Source organism: Kitasatospora sp. NPDC054939 (assembly GCF_053610105.1).
Genome location: NZ_JBSGXP010000109.1, coordinates 18,574 through 28,973, shown reverse-complemented (window position 1 = coordinate 28,973; position 10,400 = coordinate 18,574). Strand labels below are relative to the sequence as shown.

General features: G+C 75.3%; 10 protein-coding genes. 2 read left to right on the top strand and 8 right to left on the bottom strand.

What is annotated here, in order from left to right; genetic code table 11:
* Positions 1–89: 89 nt before the first annotated feature.
* The 7 genes from ACWGB8_RS26715 to ACWGB8_RS26685 all read right to left on the bottom strand — a co-directional run bounded on the left by ACWGB8_RS26715 (position 90) and on the right by ACWGB8_RS26685 (position 7,719).
* Positions 90–443 (bottom strand): DUF2516 family protein, encoded by a 354-nt coding sequence (locus ACWGB8_RS26715; RefSeq protein ID WP_452216149.1) that lies wholly within the window; start codon positions 441–443, stop codon positions 90–92.
* A 129-nt stretch (positions 444–572) separates the two neighbouring features.
* Positions 573–1,118, bottom strand: coding sequence for a hypothetical protein (locus tag ACWGB8_RS26710; protein ID WP_452216148.1), 546 nt, complete (start codon positions 1,116–1,118; stop codon positions 573–575).
* Positions 1,119–1,198: 80 nt separating this feature from the next.
* The gene (locus tag ACWGB8_RS26705; RefSeq protein ID WP_452216147.1) at positions 1,199–1,672 is read right to left on the bottom strand and encodes a helix-turn-helix domain-containing protein; all 474 of its coding nucleotides are present in this window, start codon (positions 1,670–1,672) and stop codon (positions 1,199–1,201) included.
* A 148-nt stretch (positions 1,673–1,820) separates the two neighbouring features.
* A complete protein-coding gene (locus ACWGB8_RS26700) occupies positions 1,821–2,978 on the bottom strand; it encodes a DNA polymerase III subunit beta family protein (RefSeq protein WP_452216146.1) in 1,158 nt (385 codons plus the stop codon).
* Positions 2,979–3,013: 35 nt separating this feature from the next.
* A complete protein-coding gene (locus tag ACWGB8_RS26695; RefSeq protein WP_452216145.1) occupies positions 3,014–4,021 on the bottom strand; it encodes an RNA polymerase sigma-70 factor in 1,008 nt (335 codons plus the stop codon).
* Between the two features lie 111 nt (positions 4,022–4,132).
* Entirely contained in the window at positions 4,133–4,432 is a 300-nt protein-coding gene (locus ACWGB8_RS26690) for a hypothetical protein (protein WP_452216144.1), read from the bottom strand.
* Positions 4,429–7,719, bottom strand: coding sequence for an SNF2-related protein (locus tag ACWGB8_RS26685; RefSeq protein WP_452216143.1), 3,291 nt, complete (start codon positions 7,717–7,719; stop codon positions 4,429–4,431). The genes ACWGB8_RS26690 and ACWGB8_RS26685 overlap by 4 nt, the downstream gene beginning before the upstream one ends.
* 205 nt (positions 7,720–7,924) lie before the next feature.
* Here ACWGB8_RS26685 and ACWGB8_RS26680 point away from each other — a divergent pair, with 205 nt between their 5' ends.
* Both ACWGB8_RS26680 and ACWGB8_RS26675 read left to right on the top strand, forming a co-directional pair.
* On the top strand, positions 7,925–8,458 hold the full coding sequence (locus ACWGB8_RS26680) for a DinB family protein (protein ID WP_452216142.1): 534 nt from the start codon (positions 7,925–7,927) through the stop codon (positions 8,456–8,458).
* A gap of 197 nt (positions 8,459–8,655) precedes the next feature.
* Positions 8,656–9,273, top strand: a complete 618-nt coding sequence (locus ACWGB8_RS26675; protein WP_452216141.1) for a YceI family protein — start codon at positions 8,656–8,658, stop codon at positions 9,271–9,273.
* Positions 9,274–9,325: 52 nt separating this feature from the next.
* Here the strand turns inward: ACWGB8_RS26675 and ACWGB8_RS26670 are convergent, their stop codons facing one another.
* Positions 9,326–10,309 (bottom strand): LysR family transcriptional regulator, encoded by a 984-nt coding sequence (locus ACWGB8_RS26670; RefSeq protein WP_452216140.1) that lies wholly within the window; start codon positions 10,307–10,309, stop codon positions 9,326–9,328.
* Positions 10,310–10,400: the final 91 nt, after the last annotated feature.

Genomic DNA, 10,400 nt, shown 5'->3' with positions numbered 1-10,400 from the left:
TCCCGTCCCCCTGATCCGGGGCTGAGCGCGGGACGCGCCTATGCGCGGGCCCTCGGGGGGCCGGCGCATCGGCGCGGAAACGTCGGGTGTCACCAGGGGCCGTACGGGCCCGCGTTGCGCTGGTCGTTGCGGCCGCCGCCGCGGCCGGTCAGCTCCCGGATCGCGGGTCGCACGTCCACCATGTAGACGATCGCGGCGACCAGGCCGATCAGGGTCAGGAAGCTGTAGATCATGTCGGCCCCGAAGAGCACGTCGAGGCCGAAGGCGATGCCCAGGACCGCCAGCCAGAACGGCTTGGTCTTCTTGTCCGCCGCCCGGTAGGCGGCCTCCGGGCGCGTGGCCGCGTCGACCAGCACGAAGCCCTTGAAACCGAGGATGGCAACGGCCAGCCACCAGAACGGGTTCGTGAAGTCGAGACTCAGGATCTGAGCCATGGCACCCATCACGGTCTCCTCTGCGATTCGGCTCCGGTGGCCACCGGCCGCCGCCCATCCTGGCACGGCGGCCCACCGGTGAAGGGCTCAACGTACCGGGCGCACGAGATGTGCCCCCGACTGCCGGGGCCGAATCTCCTACTCGGCCGACTTCTCGTCCGCCGCCTTCTTCTTGGCCGAGGCCTGCTTCCTGCCCTCTGCGGGCTTGCTGTCTTCCGCCGGCTTGCTGCTCTCCGCCTGCTCGCCGCCCTCGGCGGGGGCGTCCGCCGCCGGGTCCGCGTCCGCACCGGTCAGCTCGGGCGCCGCGGCGGACTCCGACTGCTCCTCCCCGCGGCCGCGCTCGACCACGTCCTTGCCGTGCTCGGCGAGCCCGTCGTACCTCTCCTTGGCCTTCAGCGCGAGGTCCACCGCCCGGCCGACCTGCTGGAGGGCGAAGCTCTGCGCCTTCTCCTGCAGCACCTTGAAGTCCGCGGGCAGGGTCGCCACCGTCTCGGAGACCTTGGCCTGCGCCTCCTGGAACCGCGCGGCGGCCTTCTCCTGGGTGACCTTGCGGTCCGCCGCCAGCGCCTCCACCCGGCCGGGCACCTCGCGCAGCTTCCGGTACGCGAGGTCGCCGGCGCCGGCGATGGCGTAGAGCGGGGTCGGGTCGCTCAGGGTCTTCTTGATCTCGTCGGTGATCGGCATGACCGGTCCTCCCGGTGTCCAGGGTTGCTGTGCTGGGGTCGTGCGGTGTGCGGGTCCGTCGGCGGGCGGGCCGGGCGGGGTCACCGGGGCGCGTCCGGGGCGCCCTGCTCCGCCGGGGCGGGTCGCGGGACGGCGTCGGGTCCGGTGGAATCGGGTCCGGTGGCGTCCGGTTCGGTGGCCCCGGGTCGGGCGGCCTCGGCCGTGCCGAGGGCCGCGTTCTCCTTGAGGAAGGCGTCGTAGACCGCGAGCAGCGCCTGCTTCTGCCGCTCGTTGATCAGCGGGTCGGCCAGGATCGCGGCCCGCAGTTCCAGGCCCTCACCCCGCCGCTCCTCCAGGATCCCGGCCTGGACGTACAGCGTCTCGGCCGAGATCCGCAGCGCCTTCGCGATCTGCTGCAGGATCTCCGCGCTCGGCTTGCGCAACCCGCGCTCGATCTGGCTGAGGTACGGATTGGACACGCCGGCGGCCTCCGCCAGCTGGCGCAGCGAGTACTGGGCGTTCCGCCGTTGTTCGCGGATGTACTCGCCCAGCGAGCCGACGTTCAGTGAGGCCATGCCATCCACCCTGCCCCACCGCGCTTGCTATTGCAAGCAGGCCGCTAGCAACTGCAACCGTTCGGCCCACCCAGACGAAACGGGTGGGCCGAACGGGAGCGAGGGGCGGGGTGGGGCGGGTGGGAGCGAGGGATGGGGTGCGCCGGGGTCAGGCCGGGAGGCGGACCGGCATCAGGATCGAGAAGGTGCCCTCCCGGCCGGGGGTGCGGACGGCCAGCGGAGCGATCGGGCCGCCGAGTTCGAGGACGAGCTGCCCGCCGGGGGCGGTGGAGCCCGCGGCGACGGCCTCCAGCAGGAAGTCCCGGTTGACCGCCACCTGCACGACCTCCCCGGCACTGCCGGCGGCCCCGTCCACCCCCTTGACCCCGGCGATCCCCTTGACCCCGGCGACCGCGGCGCCGCCGTCGGCCACCGCCAGGCCGCCGTCCGGGGTGACGGTCAGGACGGCGATCTCGGCCTCGGTCCCGTGCGGCCCGGAGGGCAGGGTGCGGGTGGCGGCGGTCTCGACGGTGCGGCGGAGTTCGGCGGCGGGCAGGTCGACCCGGTGGACCGGCTCCAGCCGGACCAGCGGCCGATAGTCGGGGTAGTCGTGGTCCAGGGCGGCCCCCTCGATCCGGTGGCCGCCGGTCTCGACCCGGACCAGGCCGCCGTCGACGACCACCGCGGCCTCCTCGGCACCCGCTCCGAGCAGCGCGCGGATGCCGTCGACGAGCGGCGCCGGCACGATCGCCCCGCCCGTACCGGCGGCGGCGCCACGGACCGGGACCTCGGCGAGCGCCATCCGGTAGCGGTCGGTGGCGACCAGCCGCAGCAGCCCGTCCTCCAAGTCGAACAGCACGCCGGCGAGGGCGGGCGCCCCGGGGTCGTCGCCGACCGCGAACCGGACGGCGTCCAGGGCCTCGGCCAGCTCCCGGGCCGGGACGGTGAGGCGGAGCTCGGTGGTGGCGGCGGTCATCGGGTTCTCCCTCTGGTCGATCAGCTCACGGATGAAGGAGAGCTCGCGGCGGGCGTCGGACAGGCCGTCCTCCAACCGCCGCAGGTGCGCATCGACGACCCGTCGGGCGGTCCCGGAGCCGGGCGCGGCGCCCAGCACCGCCCGGATGTCGGCCAGCGGCAGGCCGACCCGCCGCAGCCGGCAGAGCAACCGGGCGTCGGCGAGCTGCTGCGGCCCGTACCAGCGGTAGCCGGTCTGCGGGTCCACCCGGGCGGGCGCCAGCACCCCGGCGCCGTCGTAGAAGCGCAGCGCGCTCACGCCCAGTCCGCTGTCGCGGGCCAGTTCGCCGATGCTGCGCAGATCGCTCTCCATGTCCGGGAACCCTGGTGCCTCGACCTGGTCGAGGGTCAAACCGCCGGGCCCACGGGGCCGACCACGGTGAGCTTCGCGGGATTGCGGACCACCCGCAGCTCGACGATCCGGCCGTCCTCGGTGAGTTCGAGCACGGCGACCGCCTCGATCCGGCCGGCCGCCTCCACCAGCAGGCCGGGCTGGCCGTTGACCAGGACCGGACTCGCGACGGACTCGCCGGGCAGCTTGCCCATCACGCCGAGCACGAAGCGGCCGACGTTCCCGGCCCCGCTGACGGGCCGCAGTGCCGCCCGGACGACACCGCCGCCGTCGGTCCACGAGGTCACGTCCGGCGCCAGCAGGTCGAGCATCCGGTTGAGGTCGCCCCCGACGCAGGCCGCGAGGAACTCGTCGGTGACCCGCCGCCGGACGTCCGCCGGGGCGTCGAACCGCGGCCGGCCCGCCCGGACGTGCGCCTTCGCCCGGCTGCCGACCTGGCGGCAGGCGGCCTCGCTGCGGTCCAGCGCATCGGCGATCTCCCGGTAGGAGAAGCCGAAGACCTCCTTGAGTACGAACACCGCGCGCTCCAGCGGGGACAGGCTCTCCAGCACCACCAGCATCGCCAGCGACACGGCCTCGGCCCGTTCGATCCCGTCGGCCGAGTCCGCGGTGGTGACCAGCGGCTCGGGCAGCCAGGGGCCGACGTACGCCTCGCGGCGGACGGCGGCGGACTCCAGCCGGTTGAGCGCGAGGTTGGTGACCGTACGGGCCAGGTAGCCGGCCGGGTTGGCGACCGGTTCGGTGACCCGGCTCCAGCGCAGCCAGGTGTCCTGGACGAGGTCCTCGGCGTCGGCGACGCTGCCGAGCATCCGGTAGGCGATGCCGAACAGCATCCGGCGGTGCTGCTCGAAGAGCGCCGGGTCGACGACCCCGGCGGGCGTCACGGCGGGCGTCACGGCGGCGGTCAGCCCGTTCCCCGGAGGCGTCACGGCTTCGGCGGGCAGCGGGCACGCGTCGGGCCCCGGGGCCTCGGCGGCGGCGGTGGAGTCGTCGGCCGGCGTCATCCGGCCGACGCTACCGCACGGTCACCGCCGCGTCTCTGCCGACCCGAGCGACCGGCGACGCCCCGGGCAGGACAGGCCGGGACGCCCCAGGCGGGACGGGCCGGAACGGGTTCAGGACCGGAAGGCCTCGTACGCCGGGGCGAGCAGGTCGGCGAGGTCCCGGCCGCGGACGGTGATGCCGGAGCGCCCGAGGCGCGCCGGGGAGGGGTCGGCGGCGGACGGCTCGGCATCCGGGCGGCGCAGCACGAAGTCGCCCCGCCAGTAGTCGGCGACCACCAGCGGGGCCGCGCCCTCCGGCGCCCCCGAATCCCGCTCCTCCGCGTCCGCGACGGCCCGGCCGGCACCGGCCCCGACCTCGCCCGTGACCCCGACGCCGCTCCCGGCCCCGCCACCGACCTCGTCCCCGCTCACCGCTCCTCCTCCGCGACCGCGTCCCGGGACAGCTCCACCAGTTCGCGCAGCGCCCCGGCCGGCAGGTCGGTGAGCCAGTGCTCCCCCTCGCCCACCACGGCCTCGGCCAGCGCCCGTTTGGCGTCCAGGAGTTCGGCGATCCGCTCCTCCACCGTGCCCACGCAGACCAGGCGGCGGACCTGGACGTCCCGCCGCTGGCCGATCCGGAACGCCCGGTCGGTGGCCTGCTGCTCGACGGCCGGGTTCCACCAGCGGTCGAGGTGGATCACCTGGTTGGCGGCGGTCAGGTTGAGACCGGTCCCGCCGGCCCGCAGCGAGAGCAGGAACACCCGCGGCCCGTCCGGTGACTGGAAGCGCTCGACCAGCTCCTCGCGGCGCGCACGCGGCACCCCGCCGTGCAGGTACAGCACCTCCTCGCCGAGCCGGTGCCGCAGGTGCGGATGCAGCAGCGCGCCGAACTCCGCGTACTGGGTGAAGACCAGGGTGCGGTCACCCTCCGCCAGGGCCGCCGCAAGGATCTCCTCCAGCCGGGCCACCTTGCCCGAACGGTCGGCCAATTCCGAACCGTCGTGCAGGAGTTGCGCCGGGTGGTTGCAGACCTGCTTGAGCCTGCCGATCGCCGCCAGCACGGTGCCGCGCCGCTCCACGCCCTTGATGCCCTGCACCCGGTGCAACAGCTCGGCGACCACGGCCTGGTAGAGGCCGGCCTGCTCGGCGGTGAGGTTGCACCAGACCGTCATCTCCTGCTTGGCCGGGAGCTCCGCCGCCACCGCCGGGTCGGACTTGAGCCGCCGCAGCACGAACGGGGCGGTGCGGCGCTGGAGTTCGGCCGTGAGGCCGGGGTTGGCGTGCAGCTCGACGGGGATCGCGTAGCGCTCCTTGAACCGCTCGGCCGTGCCGAACAGCCCCGGGTTGGCGAAGTCCAGGACGGCGTGCAGCTCGGCCAGCCGGTTCTCCACCGGGGTGCCGGTCAGGGCGATCCGGTGGACGGCGACGGGCAGGTCGCGGATCGCGCGGGACTGCGCGGTGCCGAGGTTCTTGATGTGCTGCGCCTCGTCGGCGACCACCCGCCGCCACCGGATCGTCCGCAGCGCGTCGAGGTCGCGCTGGACCAGCCCGTACGTGGTGACCACCAGGTCCGTCCCCTCCACCAGGTCGCGCAGGCCCTCGGCGTCCGAGCGGCCGGCCCCGTGGTGGACGTGCAGCCGCAGGCCGGGGGCGAACCGCTCGGTCTCGCGCTGCCAGTTGCCGACCAGCGACATCGGGCAGACCAGCAGCGTCGGGCCGGTGGCGCCCTCGGCCTTCTCCGCGGCCAGCAGGGCGAGGGTCTGGACGGTCTTGCCGAGGCCCATGTCGTCCGCCAGCACCCCGCCGAGCCCGAGTCCGGCGAGCGAGCGCAGCCAGGCCAGCCCGCGCTCCTGGTACGGGCGCAGGACGGTGCCGAAGCCGGCGGGCGGACCGGTCGGGGCCGCGTCGCTCCGGCCCAGGCGGCCGGCCAGCAGTTCGCCGAGCGGGCCGTCGGCGCGGACGGCGGTCACCGGGAGGCCGGCCACCCGCGCCCCCGGGTCGAGCGCCAGCCGCAGCACCTGGGCGGTGCTGAGCGCACCCTCGCGCCGGTGGGCGAGGAAGGCGAGCGCGGCGGCGATCTGGGCCGGATCCGCCTCCAGCCACTTGCCGCGAACCCGCACCAGCCCCTGCTTGGCCGCGGCGAGGTCGGCCAGCTCCTGCTCGGTCAGCGGCTCGCCGTCCTCCCCGAGGGCGGCCTGCCAGCGGAAGGCCACCACCGAGTCGCGGTCCACCGTGCTCATGAGCGCCAGCGCCCCAGGCACCGGCGCGGACGCCACCTGCAGGGCGAGCCCGAGCCGCGGGCGGCGGCGCCACCAGGCGGGCAGCAGCACGCCGAAACCGGCCTCGGCCAGCGCCGGGGCGGCGGCCCGCAGGAAGTCCAGGGCCCCGGCCCGGTCCAGCGGCACCCCGGCCGGACGCGATCGGTGGCGCAGCCCGTCCAGCGCGGGCCAGCGGTGCGCGGCCCGGTCCAGCTCGACGGCGAGGACGTCGAGGACGGCCGCCGCATCGCCCACCGTCCGGGCGAGCGCCGCGAGCGCCGCGCCGCCGTCGTGCAGCTCGGCGGCGCGGACCAGCAGCGAGGGCTCGTCGACGGCCTGCAGCAGCAGCTCGACCTGCCAGTGGTCGTCGGAGGGCTGCCCGTCCGGGTCGCCCGGGTCGGGGCCGACCGGCTCCACCAGGCGGAAGCAGAGCCGCAGCACGTCGGAGGCCGGCTGCGCCCGGGCGTACCACTCGGCCACCCGGCGGCGGAACCCGGTGAACGCGTCGAACCCGTGGACGCCTTCGGGTCCGTCCACACCATCGGGTCCGTCCACACCATCGGGTCCGTTCACACCGTCACGGCCGTCCCCGCCGTCGGGTGCGTCCGAGCGGTCGGGTGCGCCCGCGCCGTCGGGTCCGGCGCCCGCCGCCGCACCGTCCACGAGGCGTGCGTCGGGTGCGGCCAGGGCGGCGAGCCAGCGTTCCGGGACGGAGTCGGCGGCGCCGCGGACGAGGGCGGGCGCCCCGGCGAGCGCGGCCCGGGCCTCGGCGTCGACGAGGTCGGCCAGCGCGGCACCGAGCAGGTCCTCCGCGGAGGGCCGCGGGGCCTCCGGCGGCCACCCGCCCAGGCAGACCGGCGGGCAGCCGGCGGCCAGGGCGGCGGCCTCGCGACGTTCGGCCGGGCCGGGGTCGGGGCGCCAGCGGGCGTGCGGGGTGCCGTTCTCCAGCACCGGCACCGGCAGCACCCGGCCGTCGCCCACCAGGCGCCAGGCGAGGTCGTGGACGGCGGTGAACCAGCGCAGCGAGGAGCCGTAGCAGACCTCGACCCGGCCGGTGCCGGGCAGGTCGGCGCCGGTCACCGCCCAGTACGGGTCGAACACCTCGCCGAGCAGTTGGGCGGCCTCGGCGGGCGCGAAGAGCAGGGCGGGCACCCGCCAGGGCTCCAGGCGCGCACCGCCGCGCAGCGGGGTGACGGCCAGGTCGGGCGAGGGTGCGGGGACGCCGCCGACGGTGGGCAGGAGCAGCGTGGCCCACCGCTCGGGGGCCTGCCCGGCGAGCCAGCCGAGCCCGGGGCCGATGCCGCCCAGCAGTGTGGCGGTCCCGCCGGCGGTACAGGCGTACGGGTGGGCACGGGGGGCCGGACGGTCGGCGGCGGGCGGCCCGCCAGGGTGGGCGGCGGCGTTCTCGGCCCAGAGCGCGAGCTGCCCGTCGGCCCGCCGGAGTGCGTGCAGGGCGTACATGGGCGGGCCTCCGGGGACGTCGACCCCTGCAGCCTACGGCCTGCCGCCGGGCCCGCGCCGGGCGGCCGGATCCGCTCCTGCGCACCTCCGTCCGGGTGCTCGACCAGGTCCGTCCCGGGGTCTCAACTAGGACAGGAACCGGCCTGGTTCGCCGATACCTTCGGGGTACCGGAGCGGGAAGCACCACCGACGAGAGGCCGACGACATGCCCACGCTTGTGAACGCCGAGACCGACGAGCGCGACGCCCTCCTCTCCTTCCTGGAGGCGCAGCGCGGGGGTCTGCGCCGATCGGTGCTGGGCCTGACCGAGGAGCAGGCCGCGGCCACGCCGACCGCGGGCACCCTCTCGCTGGCCGGCCTGATCAAGCACTCGGCGACCTGCGAGCGCGGGTGGATCGTGGGGACGCTGCTGGGCCGCGAGGTGGACGGGGCGGAGCACCAGGACGGCTTCGCGCTCGCCGGGGGCGAGACCCTGGCGCACTGGCTGAAGGTGTACGAGGAGGTCGCGGCGGAGACCGAGGCGGTCATCAGGGGGCTGCCGAGCCTGGACTCCGACGCCCCGCTGCCGACCGCGCCGTGGTTCCCGCCGAACAGCCGCCGCACCGCGCGCTGGGTGCTGCTGCACCTGATCGAGGAAGTGGCGCGGCACGCCGGGCACGCGGACATCATCCGCGAGTCGCTGGACGGGCGGACGGCGTTCGAGCTGGTCATGGCGGCGCAGCAGGCCGAGCAGAGCTGATCCGGGGGGCACGGGGGTACCGCCGGCCAGGCGCACCGCGAACCGGCGGACGCCTGGCCGACCCCGCCTCCAGCCCCGATCCCGACCCCGACCCCGACCCCGACCCCGACCCATGGTTGAACTTTGAACGAAACGGGTCTACAGTGGAGCCAACAAGTTGAAGCCTAAACAACTGGCTTCGGACCCGAGGAGGAGCCATGGGCATCTTCAACCGCACCAAGACCACCGCCGCCACCACCGCGACCGCCGTCGCCGAGGCCCCGGCCGGCCCGGACCTCGCCCACCTGACCGGCGACTGGGCCATCGACACCACCCACAGCGAGGTCGCGTTCTCCGTCCGGCACGCCATGATCACGAACGTGAAGGGCCGCTTCACCGAGTACGACGGCAAGCTGCACCTGGACGGCGCCACGCCCGCCAACTCCACCGCCGAGCTGGTCATCAAGGTCGCCAGCATCGACACCAACCAGACCCAGCGCGACGAGCACCTGCGCACCGGCGACTTCTTCTCCGCCGATGCCCACCCGGAGATCCGGTTCCGCTCCACCTCCGCCGAGCGGATCGACGACGACTCGTACCGGATGGGCGGCGAGCTGACCATCAAGGGCACCACCCGCCCGATCGTCCTCGACCTCGACTACACCGGCAGCGCCACCGACGCGTACGGGGCCGAGCGGGTGGGTTTCGAGGGCTCGGCCGTCCTGGACCGCACCGACTGGGGCCTGACCTACAACGCGGCTCTGGAGACCGGCGGCGTGCTGATCGGCGAGAAGGTCAAGCTCAGCTTCGACATCTCCGCCGTCAAGGCCGGCTGACGCCCTCCCCCGTCACCCCCGCCCAGCCAGCCCGACCGCTCACCCCGACCGCTCAGCCCACCCGTTCCACCGCAGGCTCCAGCAGCGCCGCGTCCGCCTCCGGCAGCCAACTGCCGGGCGGGCGGCGCAGCCAGCCGTGCCGGGCCCCGAGTCCGGCGGCGGCGGTGCGCAGCGCGGACAGCCCGGGGTGGCGCAGGTCGGGGCGGTGCACCAGGCTGACCAGGCTGAGCGGCACCGGGTCGACCAGCACGATGTTGGCCGTGCCGGGGATGGCCGGACCGCCGACGGTGTTGAGCATCGGCTCGCGGTGCCGGGCCAGGTAGCGGGCGGTCTCGTCGACGCCCACCGGCGGTACCCGCGGAGCGGCCGGTACGAGCCCGTGTTCGCGCAGCAGCAGGGTGCCGAGATCGGCCCATTCGGTGGTGGCCGGGTTCCCGGAGCAGACGTCGACGGGGTGGCCGGCCAGGTCGGCGAGCCGCAGGACGGCGCGGTCGGCCAGCGGATGGCCGAGCGCCACCATCACCGAGAGGCGCTCCAGCCGGACGGGCCGTTGCACCAGCCGGGACCGCAGCGCGGCGTCCAGCCCGGCGAAGCGGCCCAGCGAGACGTCCAGGCGGTGGGCGAGGAGTTCCCCGGCCGCCGCCGCGAGGCCACCCAGGAAGCGGGCCAGCAGATCGCCCTCCGGCCAGGCGGCGCGGGCGTGTTCGAGCAGCAGGCCGGTGGTCAGGTCGGGGCCGGAGACGTCGCTGTTGACGTCCACCAGCAGCGGGCGGTGTCCGGCGGCCGACACGATCTCGTCGTGAAGTGCCAGCAGTTGGCGCGCCTTGGGCAGCAACCCCTGCCCCGCCGGGGTGAGTTCGACACTGCGGGTGGTGCGGGTGAACAGCGCCCCGCCGAGGGCGCCCTCCAGCGAGCGGACGTCCCGGCTCAGCGCCTGCTGGGCGATGTGCAGGCGCTCGGCGGCCCGGCCGAAGTGCAGCGTCTCGGCGACCGCCACGAAACCCCGCAGCAGGCGGGGGTGCAGATCACGGGGCATGACCGAAGATTAACAACATCCCGTTGTCAGTACGGCGAAACAGGTGTTGGACCCGGCCCGCCCACCGCCGCGAAGCTGGAGGCATCCCCTC

What these genes read in the sequence shown, in the direction of transcription:
- ACWGB8_RS26715 (WP_452216149.1), bottom strand. Translation starts at nt 443, where the DNA reads ATGGGTGCCATGGCTCAGATCCTGAGTCTCGACTTCACGAACCCGTTC.
- ACWGB8_RS26710 (WP_452216148.1), bottom strand. Translation starts at nt 1,118, where the DNA reads ATGCCGATCACCGACGAGATCAAGAAGACCCTGAGCGACCCGACCCCG.
- ACWGB8_RS26705 (WP_452216147.1), bottom strand. Translation starts at nt 1,672, where the DNA reads ATGGCCTCACTGAACGTCGGCTCGCTGGGCGAGTACATCCGCGAACAA.
- ACWGB8_RS26700 (WP_452216146.1), bottom strand. Translation starts at nt 2,978, where the DNA reads ATGGAGAGCGATCTGCGCAGCATCGGCGAACTGGCCCGCGACAGCGGA.
- ACWGB8_RS26695 (WP_452216145.1), bottom strand. Translation starts at nt 4,021, where the DNA reads ATGACGCCGGCCGACGACTCCACCGCCGCCGCCGAGGCCCCGGGGCCC.
- ACWGB8_RS26685 (WP_452216143.1), bottom strand. Translation starts at nt 7,719, where the DNA reads ATGTACGCCCTGCACGCACTCCGGCGGGCCGACGGGCAGCTCGCGCTC.
- ACWGB8_RS26680 (WP_452216142.1), top strand. Translation starts at nt 7,925, where the DNA reads ATGCCCACGCTTGTGAACGCCGAGACCGACGAGCGCGACGCCCTCCTC.
- ACWGB8_RS26675 (WP_452216141.1), top strand. Translation starts at nt 8,656, where the DNA reads ATGGGCATCTTCAACCGCACCAAGACCACCGCCGCCACCACCGCGACC.
- ACWGB8_RS26670 (WP_452216140.1), bottom strand. Translation starts at nt 10,309, where the DNA reads ATGCCCCGTGATCTGCACCCCCGCCTGCTGCGGGGTTTCGTGGCGGTC.